Source organism: Cytobacillus gottheilii (assembly GCF_018582665.1).
Lineage (GTDB): Bacteria > Bacillota > Bacilli > Bacillales > Cytobacillaceae > Cytobacillus > Cytobacillus gottheilii.
In genome coordinates, this window is sequence record NZ_CP071709.1 from 2965882 (window position 1) to 2986286 (window position 20405).

The window sequence follows — 20405 nt, forward strand, 5'->3', positions numbered from 1 at the left end:
GTATAACACACTCGCCCTTTTTCTTAGGAGAATAAAATATAAACTATCGCTCAGTATGATTTCTCATCTGCAAAAAATCCTTATTAAAACTAGTCGCTGTTCCAACATCATCTTTTTTATTCTTCATTTCATTGATTGCACCTGCATGATCAATAATATCCGCTCCGAATTTAAGCTTAAGCTCCTCCATTGCTTTTAAGAGAGGCTCCTTCTTGGCTTCTTTTTCAAAATTAAATAAATTCAGCTGCATAACCGCAGAACCTTGTTCTACTAAATCTCCGCCAGTTATTCCAAGTAATCTGACGGCGTTGCCGTTCCAATGCTTTCTGAATAACGCTTTGGCCTGATCTGTGATATCCTCCACTTGTACTATAGGCTGGTCCAGCTGCTTGCTTCTTGTAATCGTTTTTCGATCCTTGTAGCGGATCATAATGGAGATGCTTGTGGCTAAAACCTTTTTCCTTTTAAGACGCACAGACACTTTTTCAGCTAAACCGGCAAACACGGTAAACAACTCCTGCTGATTGGTTGTATCTCTCGGTAGTGTTGTTGAGTTCCCAACACTTTTAAATTCTGCTGCAGCTTCTGGATCTACCCGCCGTCTATCTTCCCCATTCGCCTTTTCCTTAAGCCTCGGCCCATTAATGCCTAATTTCGCCTTCAGCTGTATGGAATCCGCCTTTGCAAGGTCTCCGATCGTCTGAATGCCAAAACTCCGCAGCTTTTCACCTGTTTTCTTGCCGACTCCATGCATCTCTTCCACTTCCAGCGGCCATAAAATCTGCGGAACATCCCGTTTTCGCAAAATCGTTATGCCTAGCGGTTTTTTCATATCAGATGCCATCTTTGCCAAAAACTTATTTGGTGCGATTCCAATACTGCACGGCAAGTCCAGCTGTTCATATATTCTCTTTTGAATGGTTTCGGCAATCTGCACAGGACTTCCATATTCCTGACTATCGGTTATATCAACATAGCCTTCATCAATGGATACGGGTTCTACAAGATCAGAATATTGTCCAAGAATTTCAAACATGCCAATAGATGCCGCACGATAACGCTCAAAATTGGGTCTCATAATGATAAGCTGCGGACAAAGCTTTTTAGCCTCCCAAAGTGGCATCGTCGTTTTTACGCCATATTTACGAGCTTCATAGCTACATGTTACAATAATGCCCCGCCTTTCCTCTGGATTGCCCGCAATCGCCAATGGCTTTCCCTTTAATGAAGGGTCAAAAGCCATTTCAACAGAGGCATAGAAACTATTCATATCGACATGCAAAATGACCCTTCCGTTTTTTGGATACATCTATCACACTTCCCAGTTTCTTGTTTATCATTATTTTATCAAATAGCAGACCTCTTTACATACAAACTAAAGCGTTTAAGGATAGAAAAAGAGGAGATATCAACTGATCTCCTCCACTTCACCTTATTGCAATTGTGTTTGGCTATTCATATATTCCTTAATATCCTTAATCCCTTCTAGTGATTCAACAAGTACAGAAGGATCAATCAAGGTAATCAGCTTGCTGTTTAGGTTCGCCACACCTGAAAAATAGGATGTTTTTTGGTAGGCTGCAAGCCCTAAAGGTTTCACAGCTTCATTGGGAATATCAATAATTTCTTTCGCCTCGTCGACAATGATTCCAACAGACAATTCCTCTGTCTGCAAAACTATTTTCCTTGAAGCTTCTTCAAGATTTGTGCCTTGATGGTAGAGAACTTGCTTTAAGTCAATGACTGGGATCAGCTCGTCTCTTACCTTCGCAATTCCATTCACATAATGAGGCAAATGGGGAATTGGCGTAATCCCTGCTATTTTCTCAATAGATATGACAAATTCAATAGGAATAGCATACTCTTCCCCTTGAATTCGAAACACAACAACTTTTCTGTTTTCAGCCATTTCATATCCCCCTGCTTGAATGATGTTACTTCCAATATACCATATTTCACACCTAAAGCAGCACAAATAGGGTCGTCACTTTTAGGTAAAAATACCTAAAAGCAAGTTTATAAGAATACTCATTTTTTCATGTGAGATCTTAATATACCGTTTATTCCCTTACGCTGCAAATCCTAAGAAGCTTTCCTGTACTTCTCTGCAAAAGATGAATACCCTCTCCAAAACTCAAAAAAACCGAACAATTAGACAGATAGTCGAATATCTGCTGATTGTTCGGGTTTTTATCGGCTGGATCTTTATCTTTTATGCGGATACTTCTTCAATAATCGCAATGACCATCTCTGCCAATTTGTTTAATTCTTCAACTGGCATGCGCTCATTTGTTGTATGAATTTCTTCATAGCCTACAGCCAGATTTACTGTTGGAACACCAAAGCCTGCAATGACATTGGCATCACTTCCGCCGCCGCTATGAAGCAGTTCACAGCTTCTGCCGATCTTTTCTGCAGCTTTGCGTGCCACTTCAACTACATGATCACCAGCAGCAAATTTAAAGCCAGGATACATAACCTCGATTTCCACTTCCGCTTTTCCGCCCATTTCCTCAGCAACACTTTCGAAAGCTTCCTTCATCTTAGCAACCTGCTGCTCCATCTTTTCACCAATTAAGGAACGAGCTTCCGCTAAAATATCAACACGGTCACATACGATGTTTGTCTGCTGTCCGCCTTCAAAGCGACCGATGTTTGCAGTTGTTTCTTCATCAATTCTGCCAAGCGGCATTCTTGCAATCGCCTTAGACGCAATGGTAATCGCAGAAATTCCTTTTTCGGGAGCAACTCCAGCATGTGCTGTTTTCCCAATAATTCTTGCTTTTACCTTTGCTTGTGTAGGAGCAGCAACAACGATATTGCCGACTTTTCCATCGCTATCAAGCGCATAGCCAAACTTCGCTTTTAAAAGAGCTGGGTCCAGCACTTTTGCACCGACTAAACCAGACTCTTCCCCAACAGTTATAATGAATTGGATCGTACCATGCTCAATGTTTTGCTCTTTCAGCACTTTTACAATCTCAAGCATAACAGCAAGTCCTGCCTTATCATCCGCTCCAAGGATTGTGGTACCATCTGTTACCACATAACCATCCTTAATGGCTGGCTTGATCCCGTTGCCAGGGACGACAGTATCCATATGAGAAGTGAAGTAAATGGGATCTACTCCTTCTTTTGTTCCTTGAAGCGTACAAATTAAGTTTCCTGCTCCATGACCGGTTTGATCTGTTGTATCATCTTCGTACACTTCTACCCCAAGGTCACGAAACTTCTTCTTTAATTCCTTTGCTATTTGCGTTTCAAATTTTGTTTCTGAATCAATTTGAACAAGCTCCAAAAATTCATTTAACAATCTTTCCTCGTTAATCATTCTCCAACCTCCAAGTAAGCTTATGATTATGTAAAGATGAATCTAAAAAAAGAGATTCAAGCTTCTTATCTATTAAGTATACTCTTATCAAAACATGTCAGCAAATAGATTTACAGGCAAAACCCTTTTTAACTCCTATACAAAATTCCAGTTTTCATACAATTCTTGTAATAAAGTTTATAATGGGATATTCCCATGCTTTTTATTTTGTCTCTGTATTTTCTTATGCTGAAGCATTTCCAAGGACTGAATGAGCTTAATCCGCGTTTCTCGAGGGTCAATCACGTCATCAATCATTCCTCTTTTTGCTGCAATATATGGATTAGCAAACGTCTCCCGATATTCTTCAATTTTTTGTTCTCTTGTTTCTGCCTGGTTCTTACTTTCATATATTTCTTTAGAGAAAATGATATTAGCTGCCCCCTGAGGACCCATAACAGCTACCTCAGCATTTGGCCATGCAAAAACCAAATCTGCACCAATGGACTTGCTGTTTAGAGCTACATAGGCTCCGCCATAGGCTTTTCTCAGGATCACCGTTATTTTCGGAACCGTAGCTTCTGCATATGCATATAGAATTTTTGCGCCATGGCGAATAATGCCTGCGTGTTCCTGTTTAACTCCTGGAAAAAATCCTGTTACATCTTCAAGTGTGATAATCGGGATATTAAACGAATCACAAAAACGGATAAATCTTGCTGCTTTATCAGAGGAATCATTATCAAGACTCCCAGCCATTACTTTCGGCTGATTACATACCATCCCCACTGCTTGCCCTTTAATTCGTGCAAAGCCAATGACCAAGTTCTTGGCGAAACCGCATTGTACTTCGAAAAAGGATTGAGCATCCACTAATTCTTGAATCACGGCTTTAACATCATACGTTCTTGTACAATCAGAAGGAATGATCTCTGTCAGCTGCTTACGATATTCATCAGATTCGTGATAAGGCAATTGTACTGGCTTTTCCGTATGATTTTGCGGCAAATAGCTTAAAAGAGAACGCACCTGTCCAATGACTTCTGCTTCTGTTTCTCCACAAAAATGCGCATTGCCGCTAATATAATTATGAACATATGCACCGCCTAAGTCGTCTGCTGAAATTTTTTCCCCTGTAACGGTTTCAATGACCTTAGGACCTGTAATAAACATTTGGCTGATCTTTTCTGCCATAAATACAAAATCTGTTAGAGCCGGCGAATAAACAGCTCCACCTGCACAAGGCCCCAATATGACAGAAATTTGCGGAACGACTCCAGAATACAGTACGTTCCTTTTAAAAATCTGGCCGTAGCCATCAAGCGCCATTACTCCTTCTTGAATTCGCGCTCCTCCTGAATCATTTAATCCAATAATTGGTGCCCCGTTTTCAGCAGCTAAATCCATTACATGAGCGATTTTCTTGGCATGCATTTCTCCAAGAGCACCGCCAAAACAAGTAAAATCCTGAGAAAATAAAAAAATAGGGCGGCCATTTACCTTTCCATATCCGGTCACTACTCCATCACCTGATATCTTCTGCTGATCTAAGCCAAACTCCTGGCTCCGATGCTCCATAAAAGGATTCAACTCTACTAATGTGCCGGGATCTACTAGTAACTTGATTCTCTCACGGGCAGTAAGCTTCCCTTTTGCCTGCTGGTGGGACAATTGTTCTTCACCGCCGCCTAGCTCAGTTTCTTGGCGGCGCTTGTTTAGTTCGCGGATTTTTTCATAGATGTCAGCCAATGGACGATTTCATTCCTTTCTCTCACATAACTCAACTAATACTCTGCCAGTAGATTGCGGATGCATAAACGCAACAGCAGCTCCCCCGGCTCCTGTTTTTGGCTGGCTGCTGACCATTTTGATTCCTTTTTCATTTATTTCTTCTATTCTTTCTTCAATTGAATCTACCGCAAACGCAATATGATGCATTCCTTCACCATATTTACGAATATAACGCGCTACAGCACATTCTTCATTTATCGGTTCTAAAAGTTCTATTTTTGTTTCACCAGCCGCGATAAAAGCAATCTTTACTCCTTCGCTCTCCACTTCCTCAATATGCAAAAGCTCAAGCTGCATAATGTCTATATAAAAAGGTAATATTTTTTCCAGTGATGACACGGCAATGCCGATGTGATCGATCTTCTTAATCATGTCTAGTCACCTCTTTATGCCAGTTGGAGAAAAAGTTTATTACAATTATGTTAATATGTACCAAAACAGCCAATATCATTCATCCAGACATAAACAGAATAAGTTTTGCCCACAACTCTTGCGATTTTCTCAATACCTAGTAAAATATAATTATCATAATGATAGGAGGATGACCGTTGTCTAAAAAAGCACAAAAAATTATCGTTTACGTTATGATCTTTATCATGCTCGCATCCACATTACTTATGGGATTATCGATGCTATTTTAATAAAGGCAATTTCACTGCCGGAACTAAATGAAAATACTCGTATGTAAGGAGCGTGAATTCACATTTGAATCACGCTTTATTTTTGTTCTGAAATAAAGGAGTGCTGTTATGTTGAATGCACAGGACAAAGTTCAGGCTGAACAAGTATTAAAGCATCTTTTTATGGGGACGCAAGTGGACGGATTACAATTTGGCTTGTCCTCTTCGACAAATAAGCTTTATTTTACAAACTACAAGGAGATTGAGGATATTGGCGGCCAATTATACTTGAATATTGAAACAAAATGGTGCTTATTCGAGAATTCGCCTATAGAATACCCAGCTAATGAAAATGAAATAGAAGATTATACTGAGGCTGAACAATATAATAGGATTTACCAGATCCGAAGGCAGAAAGTGACCAATGTACAATTAGGAGAAACAGCTCCCCATTTGCTGCTTACACTAGAGAACGGCTATACGATTTTTATAAACGGTTGTAATGATATGTATGAATGCTGGCAGGCTGGTGTGGAAGATGAGGAGGAGTTATGGCTTGTTGTTGCTGCACCAGGAAATGAAATTGCCTTTTGGGTTCCAGATCGGTTTCAATGGTAGCTCAGAAAGTGTAACTAAACCCATGATTTTCCGTCTATAAATAGAAGGGAGGGTTCCGTTTGAAAAGCAAATTAATTCTATTGCTTATATTTTGCTCTTTCATTACAGGATGTGGATTAGAAACAAAAACACTTTCCGAATTTTATGAGAACAGTCTGGAAGATGTAAATCAAATTAACATTCTTGATGGAAGTACGGGATATAAAAAAATCATAAAGGATAAAGAATTGATAGATGAGTTTTTAAGTGAGATTAAAGATACTAAGTTTATACCTGATAAAAACCAAGAAGATCGAAGTGGTTTTACGTATTCTTTGTCACTGCATCAAGATGGAGAAGCCCCTTTTATATTTTCGCTTAGTTCAGTAAATGACCATTACTATTATACAGAGCCAGATATATTTCCAATTATAGATGACTTCTATCAAAAACTGGACATTCAAGAAGAGTAAATCTTTACTAACACCTGGTACAAAATTAGAGAAATAAAAAAACCGCTCAGCGTCTCAAGCGGTTTTTTCGTGTGGGATATATGGTATGAACCGAATATACTCTTTATTGCACTTTCATCATTTTATTGCTCCATATTCTCTCGCGATTTCCTCAAAGTCTTTCTCTGCTGAAAGAACCAACACCTTGGTACCTAGAGGCACTACATCATAAAGTGCTTCAACATGTTCATTTTGCAGCCGTATACAGCCTAAAGATGCATATGTGCCGATTGATGAAGGATTATTCGTTCCGTGTATTCCGTATGTTCGCCCATCTGAATTTTCTGCGTCAAAGCCAATCCAGCGAGTTCCAAGCGGATTGTTCGGATCGCCGCCCGGTATATCTTTCTTCCGATAATAAGGATCTGAGGCTTTAACAGTTATCGTAAATAAACCTTCAGGTGTTAATTCCTCTGTTTTGCCTGTGGCAGCACGATATACAGTTTGAACTTTATTTTCATTTATATAAGCGGCTTCATTCGTTTCTTTATTCACAATAATAAAAGGATCGCCTGGGAGCGGATTCTGTCCAAGGGGCCATACAGGTGAAATCACTCCTAATAGTAGCAAGGATGTAAGGAATTTCAACATACGATTTCACTCCATCCATTTTTCTCCTAGTTTGCTTCATTTACCTGTTTTTGATTCAGCCCCTTTTTCATTTTTAACCCTTTAAAATTACTTTTAATGATCAAATATTGTTCCATCTCTTGTGTAAAATGAAGCAAGGCAGCACGTGCTTCAAATTCTTCACGTGTTTTTGGAAGTTCCATATTCTGAAATTGAAGCCTCATGCGCAGCAGCTTTTCGATATACACAATCGCCGTATTGCCTGGATGAATATGCTCTGAAAGCTCTTCAATGAAATCAGCAATCATTTCTCCCTGCTCAAGCTGAAGTGAGATGGAGGTGATGCTTGGCAATACCCGCTCAATAATCTCAAATTGCTTCTCTCTCATACGAAAATAACTATAATATAAATTCTCCTGCTGAATAAATCGATTTTCCGTGTCTCTATTGGCTAGTGCTCGAGCTTCTTCAATCAGGGCATAGGTCTCGGTCAGTTCACTTCCATCCCAATTGCTTTCATTTGTTCGTAAATATTTTACAATTTCGTCAAAAATAATTTTAAAGTTTTCTTCAATTTGCTGCTGATATTCAATCAGCTTTCCATCCAAGCTTGGCATATATAGGTTCGCCAGCAAAGCCACTCCAATACCAATTGTAATAAGACCTAATTCATTGATTAACAGTTCTCTTGTGACTTCACCCGCGTTGTAAATATGCAAAATAATAACTGAGCTTGTAACAATCCCGTCATTTACCTTCATCATGACTGTAACTGGAATAAAGAACAGCAGCAGCAGTCCAATGACTAGCGGATGAAACGCGATCAATTCAAAGAAGAGGGAAGCAAAAACCATTGACATCAGGCATGCAAAAAATCTGGCCCAAGACGCCATTAATGATTTTTTCTTCGTCACTTGAATGCAAAGTATGGTTATAATGCCGGCTGATACATAATTTTCTAACCCAAACATTTGCGCGATCATGATCGCAATTGATGTGCCAACAGCCGTTTTAATCGTTCTGTAGCCAATTCGAAACTTCATAGCAAAACTCCCATATGTTCATTAATGAATGTATTTATGTATTTTATAACTGAAGTCAAATGTCTTGACCACACTTTTTTGCAAAGGATAACCTTATATGTATTTTATGATTAATTACAGAAATTAGCCTATTGTTCAGTTAAAAACCACAATTAATGTTGCGTTGTGGCTAAAAAACGCAAGGCAGTAAAAAGCAAAAAGATGATCATCATCTGACCATCTTTTACTATAAGCATATAACCATTACAACATTTTTTGCAAGAAATCTTTTGCACGATTTGTTGCTGGATTTGAGAAAAATTGAGAAGGAGGAGCATCCTCAACAAGATTGCCTCCATCTAAAAACAGAACTCGGTCTGCAACTTCACGCGCAAATCCCATTTCATGCGTCACAATAGCCATTGTCATACCTGTATGTGCAAGTGACTTCATTACATCTAACACTTCTTTTACCATCTCTGGATCAAGTGCAGATGTTGGTTCATCAAACAGCATGAAATCCGGCTCCATAGCAAGCGCCCGTGCAATGGCAACCCTCTGCTTTTGTCCGCCTGAAAGACGGTTTGGATATTCATTTGCCTTTGCTGCCAAGCCGACTTGTTCGAGCAGCTGGAGTCCTTTTTTTTCTGCTTCTTGCTTGGACTTCCCTTTTACCTTCATTGGTGCATATGTTAAGTTTTCAAGTACTGTTTTATGAGGGAACAAGTGAAAATGCTGAAATACCATCCCTACATTCTCGCGTACCTTCATAATATCCGTTTTTTTGTTTGTAATATCCTGTTCATTGATCCAAATGTTTCCGCTTGTTGGTGTTTCCAGTAAATTAATGCAGCGAAGAAACGTCGATTTTCCAGAACCAGATGGCCCGATAATCGCGACAACTTCTCCATCATTAATCGTTGTAGAAATCCCCTTTAAAACATCCAGAGATCCGAAACTTTTATGCAATTTTTCAATTTTAATCACTGCGCTTCATTCTCCTTTCGACGAGTTTGCCGAGGAAGGTTAACGTAATAACCATAATATAGTAAATCAAACCAGCTAATAATAACGGCTCAATAAATCTAAATTTATCAGCACCAATAATATAAGCTCTGCGCATGATATCCATTACACCAATCGTTGTCACAATAGCTGATTCTTTTGTAAGTGTAATAAACTCGTTCATTAGAGCCGGTAAAATGTTTTTCATTGCCTGCGGCAGGATAATATTCAGCATCATCGGACGATAAGGCACTCCTAGCGCCATCGCCGCTTCGCTTTGCCCCTTGTCCACAGCTTGAATGCCTGCACGAATAATCTCTGAGATATATGCAGCTGAATTCAGTGCAAAAGCAGCTACAGCTGCAGTAACTGGTTCAATTTGATAGCCGAATATTTGCGGCGAACCAAAATAAATAATCATCAGCTGAAGTACTAATGGTGTGCCCCGAAAGATGGATGTATAAATATCTGCGATGACGCCAAGAACCTTAATAGAACTAATTTTAAATAACGATAAAATAATACCGAGTATAAACCCAATTACTCCTGCCAAAAGGACAATTTGAAGCGTGACCAAAATTCCCTTTAAGATAAACGGCAGGGACGGGAGGATAGATGTAAAATCTAATGTCATGTTAATAATCCTCTCATATTGAAATAATGTAATTAGAAATTCTATGACAGCTCAAATCCTATATAAATGCTACATTCGAATTTGCATAGGATTTGAGCCGGACTGTTTATATAGGAATTTCCAAAACCAGCATTCTTTCTTTCAAGGGAAAACGTTCAGAAGAGAAAACTCTCCTGAACGCTGCTGATTATTATTCCCCTTCAAACCATTTTTTAATGATTTCATCAAGTTCACCGTTATCGATCATTTCTTGAAGAGCACCATTAAATTCTTCTGTTAATTCACTATCCTTTGGAAGAGCAATTGCATAACCGCCATCTGCATCTTCTACTGTAAATCCTTCAAGATCTTCATTTTCCTCAAAGTAGCCTTGTGCTACAGTATCTTCAATAATTGCAGCATCAAAGCGGCCCGCTTTGATTTCCTGAATAAGCTCAGGGATACGGTTTCTGCTTTCAATCGTCATATCTACTTCTTCAGCCAGCTCATCCCCTTTGCCCTCCTGGATAGAACCTAACTGTACACCAACCGTCTTACCTGCTAAATCCTCTACTGATTCAATGCCGCTTCCAGCTTGAGATACGATCATATGCTTAGAAGTATAGTAGATTTCACTGAAATCAACACTTTCTTTACGCTCATCTGTTGCTGACATGGCAGAAAGAACAAAATCAACCTGACCAGATTGCAATGCTTGAATAAGACCAGCAAAGTCCATATCTTTAACTGTAAACTCATAACCTAGCTTTTCTGTCACTGCCTTTGCAATATCAACATCAAGACCAATGATATCATCGCCTTCAGCTGTGTCAATATACTCAAACGGCGGATAGTCAGCTGATGTTCCCATAACTAATTCTTTCTTTTCAGCATCATCGCCATTTGTACCGTTGCTAGAATCTCCTTCATCAGTTCCACATGCAGCTAAAATACCTGCAAATAATACGCACATTAGCATTAATGATAATAGCTTTTTCATTATAATTTTCCCCCTAAATATTATATGATTAAAATAATTTTCATGCATAAACATGTAATAAATATTCATCTAAGTGTATTTTAACACATGTTTATATTTATGCAATATAATTTTAATAATATAAATAATAATTGAACATTCAGATAATAGCAAGCAAAATCCTTTCTATTTATATGTTTAAATTTCATCATTTAAGAACTTTTTTCTGATTGGAAATTGAAAGAAGTTGAGAATGAAGGAATGCCTTATAGTCTCTTATAAATGAAAAGTTGACTAGGAATTTTCTACTGTTATGCTTATTTCTGCTTTCTGTAAATGAAATAACAAAAAAAATCTCCATACAGAGATTTTTTTTGTTTACCAATATTAAAGTTCTGAGCAATGTGTTTCAAATGCACTTTGCAGTTTATGCACAACTTCCATTGGCTGGTGTCCTTCGATTTCATGACGCTCAACCATTGTACATAGCTTGCCATCCTTTAATAATGCAAATGATGGTGAGGACGGGGGATAACCTGTAAAATAAGTGCGCGCAAGCTCTGTTGCTTCTTTATCCTGACCCGCAAATACAGTTACCAGATGATCTGGACGCTGATCGAAATGCACAGAATGAGCAGCAGCAGGACGAGCGATGCCGCCAGCACAGCCGCAGACAGAGTTTACCATTACAAGTGTTGTGCCCTCTTTTGCAAACGCCTCTTTTACTTCATCAGGTGTTTTTAATTCTGTATATCCTGCCGCAGCAATTTCTTTGCGAGCCTGCAAAACGACGTCATTCATTAAAAAGTTAAAATCCATATTCATATTTCCAGCACTCCTTTATCCTTATTTACATTATCTATCATACCAATTTAACGACTGTTTTTACAATGAAGAGAGTTTTTTGCCACAAAAGTTTAACATCCTCTTGATCGGGGAAGTATATATGTACATCAAGATCCATACCCCTAATACTCCCTAGATTGACCAGTGCTTGCAGAGGCACTGGTCTTTTTTTTCATTTCATGAAAACTTAAAACGACAAGACAATAGATGAATAAGTTTTTTATTCTAAATTAGCAGATGGGCTGAATCTACTTCTATCCTGCTAAAATAATAAAAACCGCTGCAGAAAGCAGCAGTTTTTCTATTAATAAACAGACGTATTCTCTTTTGAAATGTTTTCAAGAATTTCTTTCACACGCTGTAAGAATCTTCCGCATACAAGGCCATCTAATACACGGTGATCAAGTGACAGACATAGGTTAACCATGTCACGGACAGCGATCATGCCATTGTTCATGACTACTGGGCGTTTGACAATTGACTCAACCTGTAAGATTGCAGCTTGAGGGTAATTAATGATACCCATTGATTGGACAGAGCCAAAAGAGCCGGTATTGTTAACTGTAAATGTGCCGCCTTGCATTTCTGCTGATGTAAGCTTGCCGGATCTAACCTTTCCTGCAAGTTCACCGATTTCACGGCCGATTCCTTTAATCGTTTTTTCATCGGCATTTTTAATAACCGGCACAAACAAAGCATCTTCTGTGGCAACGGCAATTGAAATATTGATATCTTTCTTTTGAATGATCTTGTCGCCTGCCCACATGGAATTCATTTGTGGATATTCCTTCAGTGCTTGTGAAACTGCTTTTACAAAGAAGGCGAAGAATGTTAAATTAAAGCCTTCCTTCTTTTTGAACTCATCTTTAATAGAGTTTCTATATTCTACAAGATTTGTAACATCTACTTCCATCATTGTCCAAGCGTGTGGTGCTTCATGCTTGCTGCGCAGCATATTAGCAGCAATTGCTTTTCTGACACCAGTAACAGGAATTTCAATATCCCCAGGGACAACAGGCACATTGGCTGCTGGTGCTGTTGTTTTTGGTGCCGGAGCAGGAGCTTCTGCTTTTGTCTCTGCAGCCTGCTGTTCTTTCACTTCTTCTTTCGCTGCAGTCTGAGTCTGAGTTGGAATTTGGCCGGATTCAATGATTTTCATTAAATCTTTTCTTGTAATCCTTCCTTCTGCACCCGTACCAGCTACTTGATTTAAGTCAATGCCATGTTCCTGTGAAAGCTTTAAAACGGCTGGAGAATAACGGACCTTGCTTCCAGGAGAACGATCCTGTTTTACAGCTGGCGCTTTCTCTGCTGCCGCTTCCGTTTTAGGTTCTTCCTTTACTGGTTCTGAGTGATTTGAAGCAGCATCTGAACTTCCTGCAGCTTCTGTTTCAATCGTCATAATTACTTGCCCGACTTCATATGTTTCGCCTTCTTCTGCGATAAGTTCTTTAATCACTCCTGCAAAGGATGAAGGCACCTCTGCATTTACTTTATCTGTCATGACCTCTGCTAATGGATCATATTTATTTACTTTGTCCCCAACAGCAACCAGCCACTTGCTGATTGTTCCTTCGGTTACACTTTCCCCTAATTGGGGCATTTTAATTTGTTCGATTGCCAATGCTTTGACCTCCTATGCCGCTTGTATTTGACCTGCATTCCGATTCTATTTAAAATTCAGCTAGCTCTCTCATTGCTTTTTCTACTTTATCTGGGTTTACCATAAAGTATTTTTCCATTGTTGGAGCATATGGCATTGCCGGTACATCTGGACCTGCTAATCGCTTAATCGGTGCATCCAGTTCAAATAAGCAGTTTTCTGCAATAATAGCAGCCACTTCACCCATAATGCTTCCTTCTTTATTGTCCTCAGTAAGAAGAAGCACTTTCCCAGTCTTCGAAGCAGCTTCGATGATTGCTTCTTTATCGAGCGGGTAAATGGTTCTTAAATCAAGAATATGAGCGGAAATGCCGTCCTTAGCCAATCTTTCAGCCGCCTGCAGTGCAAAGTGGACACATAAACCATATGTAATAACCGTTATGTCTTCACCTTCGCGTTTTACGTCTGCTTTGCCAATTGGCAATACATAATCATCAGCAGGCACTTCACCTTTGATCAAACGGTACGCACGCTTATGTTCAAAGAATAAAACTGGATCTTCATCTCGAATGGCTGCCTTGAGCAAGCCTTTCACATCGTAAGGAGTAGAAGGCATGACAATTTTCAATCCTGGCTGGTTAGCAAAAACCGCTTCAACGGATTGAGAATGATATAATGCACCATGCACGCCGCCTCCATAAGGAGCACGGATAACCATTGGACAGCTCCAATCGTTATTAGAACGATAACGAATTCTGGCAGCTTCCGAAATAATTTGGTTAACAGCAGGCATAATAAAGTCAGCAAACTGCATTTCAGCAATCGGACGCATGCCATACATTGCTGCGCCAATCCCAACCCCTGCAATAGCAGATTCAGCCAAAGGTGTATCAATTACACGCTCTTCGCCAAACTGATCATACAATCCTTGAGTCGCTTTAAAAACTCCACCTTTTAACCCTACATCTTCACCTAATACAAATACCTTTGAATCTCTTTCCATTTCTTCGCGGATTGCCATTGTTACCGCATCAATATAAGAAATAACAGCCATGTTTTCTCCCCCCTGCTATTCAGCGTAAACGTATTTTAATGCATCTTCTGGATTTGCATATGGCGCATTCTCCGCGTAATCCGTTGCTTCATTCACCAGTTCCATAATACGGTCATTGATCTCTTTTTCCTTTGCATCATCCATGATGCCATTTTCTTTTAAATACGCACCAAAAGTAATGATAGAATCCTTTGTTTTCGCTTCAGCTACTTCTTCTGGTGCGCGGTAGCTGCGGTCATCGTCATCCGAAGAGTGCGGTGTTAAACGATAAGAAACAGTTTCAACTAATGTTGGCCCTTCTCCGCGGCGTCCTCTGTCAGCTGCTTCTTTTACAGCTTCATAAACCGCTAATGGATCATTTCCATCAACCGTAACGCCTGGCATCCCATAGCCAATAGCACGATCAGATACTTTTTCACATGCCAATTGCTTTTCAATTGGAACAGAAATTGCATATTTGTTATTTTCGCACATAAAAATGACAGGAAGTTTGTGTACACCTGCAAAATTGGCGCCTTCATGGAAGTCACCCTGGTTGGAAGAACCTTCTCCAAAGGTTACGAACGTAACAAGATCTTTGCCTTCCATTTTGCCTGCCAATGCGATTCCGACTGCGTGCGGCACTTGAGTTGTAACAGGCGAAGATCCTGTAACAATTCGATTTTTCTTTTGTCCAAAGTGTCCTGGCATCTGGCGGCCGCCTGAGTTCGGATCCTCTGCCTTAGCAAATCCTGAAAGCATAAGCTCTCTTGCAGTCATGCCAAAAGCTAATACCACGCCCATATCGCGATAATAAGGAAGTGCATAATCTTTTTCACGATCTAAGGCAAATGCTGCTCCAACTTGTGCAGCTTCCTGCCCCTGACATGAAATAACAAAAGGAATTTTACCTGCACGGTTTAAAAGCCACATCCGCTCGTCGATTCGGCGAGCAAGCAGCATTGTTTCATACATTTCAAGAACTTGTTCATCACTTAACCCTAATGCTTTATGACGGTTTTTATCCATTATATAACCTCCTAAATATATGTAATGTCGGTACTAGCCGTGAATAGCCTTGCCTTCAACAGCAAGAGCAGCTTCCCCGATTGCTTCTGATAATGTTGGATGCGGATGAATCGTATGTGCAACCTCCCATGGTGTTGCATCTAATACCATTGCAAGACCAGCTTCAGAAATCATATCTGTCACATGCGGCCCAATCATATGCACGCCTAAAAGATCGTTTGTTTCTTCATCAGCAATGATTTTGACAAAGCCATCTGATTCACCATATACGAGCGCTTTTCCAATCGCACGGAAAGAGAACTTGCCGGTTTTCACTTTATATCCTTTTTCCTTCGCTTCATCTTCTGTATAGCCAACACTTGCCGCTTCCGGTGAACTATAAATACATTTCGCAATCAAACGGTAATCCAGCGGTGAAGGATTTTCTCCGGCAATATGTTCAACTGCAGTAATGCCTTCGTGTGAAGCAACATGTGCAAGCTGCAAGCCGCCGATGACATCTCCAATCGCATAAATATGTGATTCTTTTGTTTGATAGTATTCGTTGACAAGAATAGCACCTTTTTCAACCTGAATATCGGTATTTTCAATGCCGATTCCCTCAGTATTTGCCTGTCTGCCGACAGAAACCAGCAGTTTTTCAGCCGAAAATTGTTTCTGTTCGCCCTTTACTTCAGCAGAGATGGTTACTTGATCACCTTGTGAAAGTGTTTCAGGCAATACTTTAGCATTTGTTACGATTTTAACGCCTTTTTTCTTCATCAGACGCTGCATTTCTTTTGAAATCTCTTTATCTTCTGTCGGAATAATGCGGTCTGCATACTCAATAACCGTCACTTCAGCCCCAAAATCCGATAACATCGATGCCCACTCAATCCCGATTACACCGCCGCCGACGATGATAATAGAAGAAGGAATTTCCTCCAGCTTAAGCGCCTCATCAGATGTCATAACATTTCCGCCAATTTCTAATCCTGGCAATGTGCGTGGACGGGAACCTGTAGCGACAATCACATTCTTAGGAATCAGCATTTCATTTTCTTCGCCATTGTTCATCTCTACGGAAATGGTCCCAGGCATCGGTGAGAAGATCGATGGTCCCAATATACGGCCAAGACCTTCATACACATCAATTTTTCCTTGCTTCATTAAATGCTGAACCCCTTTATGAAGAGTCTCAACAATTTTCCCTTTACGTTCTTGTACTTTGCCGAAATCTACTGTTACATCACTTGTCATAACACCATATTCATCGCTGCGCTTTGCCGTAGCATATACTTCAGCACTTCTTAACAAAGCCTTGCTCGGAATACATCCATTATGCAGACATGTACCCCCAAGCTTTCCTTTTTCAACTAACGCTGTCTTTAAACCAAGCTGAGATGCGCGGATCGCTGCTACATAACCGCCTGTACCTCCGCCAAGAATGACCAGATCATATTCTTGTGCCATGTTCGTTCCTCCTATTTTACAGCCGTTCTGCTTGATATTGTACCAGGATAATCTTTCGCTCTCTCTTCCCCGCGCAATACCCGCAATGCCCCTTCTGCCAGAGCCTGCAGTTCGTTTTCTCCCGGTTTAACAATCACATCTGCAATCCAGCTGATGCGATTGCTTATTTCCTTCACAAAATCCTTGCCGTAAGCCAAGCCGCCTGTAATAATGATGGCGTCAACCTTGCCGCTGAGCACAGCACCGGCAGATCCAATTTCTTTCGCCACCTGATAAGCCATGGCATCATATACAAGCTTAGCCTTTTCATCGCCATTTTTAATCATGTCTTCAACTTTAATGGCATCATTTGTACCTAAATAACCCACAAGTCCGCCTTGACCTACTAACATTTTCATAACTTCCTCGCGGTAATAGCTGCCGGAATAGCATAAAGAAATAAGATCACCAGCCGGCACCGTACCGGCACGTTCCGGGCTAAATGGACCATCTCCATGCAGTCCGTTATTTACATCAATAACCCTGCCGTTTTTATGTGCGCCAACCGTTATCCCGCCGCCCATATGTGTCACAATTAAATTTAACTGCTCATAAGGCTTTCCAAGCTCCTTTGCCACTCTGCGTGCAACTGCTTTCTGATTCAGAGCATGAAAAATACTTGTTCTTTCAATGGGGGAGAAGCCTGAGATTTTTGCAATTGGTTCTAATTCATCCACAACAACCGGATCAACGATAAATGATGGAATATTCAAGCCTGAAGCAATTTCAAACGCTAAAATTCCGCCCAGGTTTGAGGCATGCTGTCCCGCAAATCCTGCACGCAGGTCTTTTAACATTTCGTCGTTAACAGAATATGTTCCGCCCTCAATTGGACGCAATAATCCCCCGCGCCCGCATACTGCGCTAAGCTTGGAAATATTCATTCCTTCGCTATCTAAGGATTCTAATATGGCATTTTTGCGAAATTCATATTGATCTATAATTTGTTCAAACGCACTGATTTGTTCAGTGTCATGCCGAATAGTTTTTTCAAAAATAGATTGATCATTATCGAAAACGCCAATTTTCGTAGATGTAGATCCCGGATTAATGACGAGGATTCGATTTATATGCTCCTGCACGGTTAAACCTCCAATGAATTCGCGGCAATAATCCGCATTTATTTATTCAAAAGACAAAGACGCTGAAATTTAGTTCAGCGCTTTGTATTTTAATCTTGAAGCTAGCCCAATTAGCGACGGCTTAAGATATTGTGGCCATTTTGCAAAAATTGGCTGCGGGAATTACGCATTCTTTCAATTCTTTCTTCCGCCATGCGATCTGCAGCTTTATATGTTGGAATGCCATCACGTTTAGAAATTTCCATTACCTTGGCGATCGTGTCATAAAGACCTTCTACTTTTTTCATCGCACGCTCAGCGTTGTAGCCATATAGCTCATCTGCAACGTTGATAACTCCGCCAGCATTAATAACATAATCTGGAGCATAAACGATGCCCATTTCGTGAATCAGGTCACCATGGCGTTCTTCTTTTAGTTGGTTATTGGCAGAACCAGCAATCACTTTCGCTTTCAGCTGTGGAATCGTTTCATCGTTGATTGTTGCACCAAGTGCACAAGGTGCATAAATATCACAGTCAACACCATAAATTTCATCTGGCTCAACCGCTTTGGCTCCAAAATCATCTACTGCACGCTGAACTGCTTCTTTATTAATATCTGTTACGATTAATTGTGCGCCTTCTTCATGAAGATGCTTGCATAAGTGATAAGCAACGTTTCCAACGCCTTGTACAGCTACAACTTTGCCTTCTAATGAATCTGATCCGAACGCTTCTTTAGCAGCCGCCTTCATGCCCACATAACAGCCATATGCCGTTACAGGAGAAGGATTTCCTGAAGAACCGAAAGCTGGAGAAATACCTGTTACGTAATCTGTTTCTTCATGAATTAAATCCATATCTGCAACCGTAGTACCAACATCCTCTGCCGTAATATAGCGGCCATTCAGTCCTTGAATATAGCGGCCAAAGGCACGGAACATTTCTTCATTCTTGTCTTTGCGCGGATCTCCAATAATAACTGTTTTTCCTCCGCCAAGGTTTAATCCAGCTGCAGCGTTTTTATAAGTCATTCCTTTTGCAAGACGCAATGCATCTTCAATTGCATCTTCTTCGGATGCATATGTCCACATGCGCGTTCCGCCAAGCGCTGGACCAAGTGTTGTATCATGTATAGCAATAATAGCTTTAAGTCCAGATTGCTTATCCTGACAAAAAACGACTTGTTCATAATCATATTTTTCTAGATATTTGAAAATTTCCATTTGTAAATCCTCCCCAGGAAGTTTTATTAAGTATTTAAGAACAAAAAATTGTGATTAATCTTATGTTCAGCAAAGCATTTTAAATTTTATTTTTGTACAGAGCAAATGGCAAGAGCTAATGAATAGAGCTTGCTTTCAGCTGAATCTGCTCTTGAAGTCAGAACAATTGGAGCTTTTGCTCCTGCGATGATGGCGCCAACCTTGGCCTGCGCAAAATAAATAAGTGATTTATAAAGAGTATTCCCAACTTCAATGGTCGGTACAAGCAAAATATCAGCCTGGCCAGCTACACCACTTTGAATGCCCTTTTGTTCGGCTGCCTGCAGTGAAACAGCATTATCAAGTGCCAGCGGCCCATCAATCAGGCAATTTTTTATTTGCCCGCGCTGATTCATTTGCGTTAAAGCTGCAGCATCAAGTGTTGCTTGCATAGCAGGATTGACAACCTCAACTGCTGCAATGGCTGCCACTTTAGGCAATTCAATTCCAATGCTTCTAGCAATACTGACAGCATTATTTGTGATCTGCACCTTCTGGTTTAAATCCGGTGCAAGATTCATTGCAGCATCTGTAACAATTTTTAAAGATTGATACCCTGGCACTTCAAAGAGTGCTACATGGGAAAGAACATTACCTGTTCTAAGACCAAACTCCTTGTTTAATACAGACTTTAAAATAACTGCTGTACTGACATGACCCTTCATGAGCACATCAGCATCTTTTTGGCTTACTGCCCTTACTGCAAGATCTGAAGCTATAGAAGCTGTATCAGCATGAATGATCTTTACCATGTCATTCGTAATCAGCGTGTCGTCTATTTGACGGAGAATATTTGCAATCTTATCTTGATTACCAAAAAGCAAAAAATGAGCAAGGTTCCTTTCAAGCGCATCTGCTACAGCCTGCAATACCTCGTGGTCCTCGGCAGCAGCGACAGCTACAGTTTTCCCTTCAATTTGGGCAGCCTTTGTTAAAAGCACATCCAATTTCAATTGCTTCAACCCCTAACATGAAAATAAGTATCAGTTTTTGTTGTGCATATCTTATGAGAAAAACGAGAGGTTGTTATCACCATTAAAATAATATGCAAGAAGCGT

The 20405-nt window shown here is 40.2% G+C and carries 21 protein-coding genes; 3 read left to right on the top strand and 18 right to left on the bottom strand.

Translation table 11 applies throughout. The features are described from left to right. Positions 1-43 precede the first annotated feature (43 nt). The 5 genes from J1899_RS14690 to mce all read right to left on the bottom strand — a co-directional run bounded on the left by J1899_RS14690 (position 44) and on the right by mce (position 5473). On the bottom strand, positions 44-1309 hold the full coding sequence (locus tag J1899_RS14690) for a DNA polymerase IV (protein WP_214474879.1): 1266 nt from the start codon (positions 1307-1309) through the stop codon (positions 44-46). 123 nt (positions 1310-1432) lie between these two features. Then, positions 1433-1909: a chemotaxis protein CheW gene (locus J1899_RS14695; RefSeq protein WP_066443850.1), complete on the bottom strand. Its 477-nt coding sequence runs from the start codon at positions 1907-1909 to the stop codon at positions 1433-1435. Between the two features lie 303 nt (positions 1910-2212). Continuing rightward, positions 2213-3331 (bottom strand): M20/M25/M40 family metallo-hydrolase, encoded by a 1119-nt coding sequence (locus J1899_RS14700; RefSeq protein ID WP_214474882.1) that lies wholly within the window; start codon positions 3329-3331, stop codon positions 2213-2215. 177 nt (positions 3332-3508) lie between these two features. Further along, on the bottom strand, positions 3509-5059 hold the full coding sequence (locus J1899_RS14705) for an acyl-CoA carboxylase subunit beta (protein WP_214474884.1): 1551 nt from the start codon (positions 5057-5059) through the stop codon (positions 3509-3511). Positions 5060-5068: 9 nt separating this feature from the next. Then, positions 5069-5473, bottom strand: a complete 405-nt coding sequence (gene mce, locus J1899_RS14710) for a methylmalonyl-CoA epimerase (RefSeq protein ID WP_214474892.1) — start codon at positions 5471-5473, stop codon at positions 5069-5071. A 176-nt stretch (positions 5474-5649) separates the two neighbouring features. On the opposite strand from mce, the gene prli42 reads away from it, so the two are divergent. The 3 genes from prli42 to J1899_RS14725 all read left to right on the top strand — a co-directional run bounded on the left by prli42 (position 5650) and on the right by J1899_RS14725 (position 6791). After that, positions 5650-5742 carry a stressosome-associated protein Prli42 gene (gene prli42, locus J1899_RS14715; protein WP_139785591.1) on the top strand — a complete coding sequence of 31 codons (93 nt, stop codon included), beginning with the start codon at positions 5650-5652 and terminating at the stop codon, positions 5740-5742. Positions 5743-5853: 111 nt separating this feature from the next. Next, positions 5854-6339, top strand: a complete 486-nt coding sequence (locus tag J1899_RS14720; protein ID WP_214478857.1) for a hypothetical protein — start codon at positions 5854-5856, stop codon at positions 6337-6339. Positions 6340-6398: 59 nt separating this feature from the next. Next, a complete protein-coding gene (locus tag J1899_RS14725) occupies positions 6399-6791 on the top strand; it encodes a hypothetical protein (protein ID WP_214474894.1) in 393 nt (130 codons plus the stop codon). Between the two features lie 117 nt (positions 6792-6908). Here J1899_RS14725 and J1899_RS14730 read toward each other — a convergent pair whose 3' ends face one another. From J1899_RS14730 to yqiS, 13 genes are all read right to left on the bottom strand, one after another. After that, entirely contained in the window at positions 6909-7421 is a 513-nt protein-coding gene (locus J1899_RS14730) for a L,D-transpeptidase (protein ID WP_214474896.1), read from the bottom strand. 26 nt (positions 7422-7447) lie between these two features. Continuing rightward, the gene (locus J1899_RS14735; protein WP_214474898.1) at positions 7448-8443 is read right to left on the bottom strand and encodes an aromatic acid exporter family protein; all 996 of its coding nucleotides are present in this window, start codon (positions 8441-8443) and stop codon (positions 7448-7450) included. Between the two features lie 243 nt (positions 8444-8686). Continuing rightward, positions 8687-9409 (bottom strand): amino acid ABC transporter ATP-binding protein, encoded by a 723-nt coding sequence (locus J1899_RS14740; protein WP_214474900.1) that lies wholly within the window; start codon positions 9407-9409, stop codon positions 8687-8689. Next, on the bottom strand, positions 9402-10061 hold the full coding sequence (locus J1899_RS14745) for an amino acid ABC transporter permease (protein WP_066443831.1): 660 nt from the start codon (positions 10059-10061) through the stop codon (positions 9402-9404). The genes J1899_RS14740 and J1899_RS14745 overlap by 8 nt, the downstream gene beginning before the upstream one ends. 190 nt (positions 10062-10251) lie before the next feature. Further along, positions 10252-11040, bottom strand: coding sequence for a transporter substrate-binding domain-containing protein (locus J1899_RS14750; protein WP_066443829.1), 789 nt, complete (start codon positions 11038-11040; stop codon positions 10252-10254). A gap of 366 nt (positions 11041-11406) precedes the next feature. Further along, positions 11407-11844, bottom strand: a complete 438-nt coding sequence (locus J1899_RS14755; protein ID WP_214474906.1) for a BrxA/BrxB family bacilliredoxin — start codon at positions 11842-11844, stop codon at positions 11407-11409. A gap of 325 nt (positions 11845-12169) precedes the next feature. Further along, positions 12170-13489, bottom strand: coding sequence for a dihydrolipoamide acetyltransferase family protein (locus J1899_RS14760; RefSeq protein WP_214474909.1), 1320 nt, complete (start codon positions 13487-13489; stop codon positions 12170-12172). A gap of 49 nt (positions 13490-13538) precedes the next feature. After that, entirely contained in the window at positions 13539-14522 is a 984-nt protein-coding gene (locus tag J1899_RS14765) for an alpha-ketoacid dehydrogenase subunit beta (RefSeq protein ID WP_066443819.1), read from the bottom strand. Between the two features lie 15 nt (positions 14523-14537). Continuing rightward, a complete protein-coding gene (locus J1899_RS14770; RefSeq protein ID WP_066443817.1) occupies positions 14538-15530 on the bottom strand; it encodes a thiamine pyrophosphate-dependent dehydrogenase E1 component subunit alpha in 993 nt (330 codons plus the stop codon). 33 nt (positions 15531-15563) lie between these two features. Then, positions 15564-16982, bottom strand: coding sequence for a dihydrolipoyl dehydrogenase (lpdA, locus tag J1899_RS14775; protein WP_066443814.1), 1419 nt, complete (start codon positions 16980-16982; stop codon positions 15564-15566). Between the two features lie 11 nt (positions 16983-16993). Then, positions 16994-18103, bottom strand: a complete 1110-nt coding sequence (gene buk / locus J1899_RS14780) for a butyrate kinase (RefSeq protein ID WP_214474911.1) — start codon at positions 18101-18103, stop codon at positions 16994-16996. Between the two features lie 110 nt (positions 18104-18213). Further along, on the bottom strand, positions 18214-19308 hold the full coding sequence (gene bcd / locus J1899_RS14785) for a branched-chain amino acid dehydrogenase (protein ID WP_214474919.1): 1095 nt from the start codon (positions 19306-19308) through the stop codon (positions 18214-18216). Positions 19309-19394: 86 nt separating this feature from the next. Continuing rightward, entirely contained in the window at positions 19395-20300 is a 906-nt protein-coding gene (yqiS, locus tag J1899_RS14790; RefSeq protein ID WP_214474920.1) for a phosphate butyryltransferase, read from the bottom strand. Positions 20301-20405 lie beyond the last annotated feature (105 nt).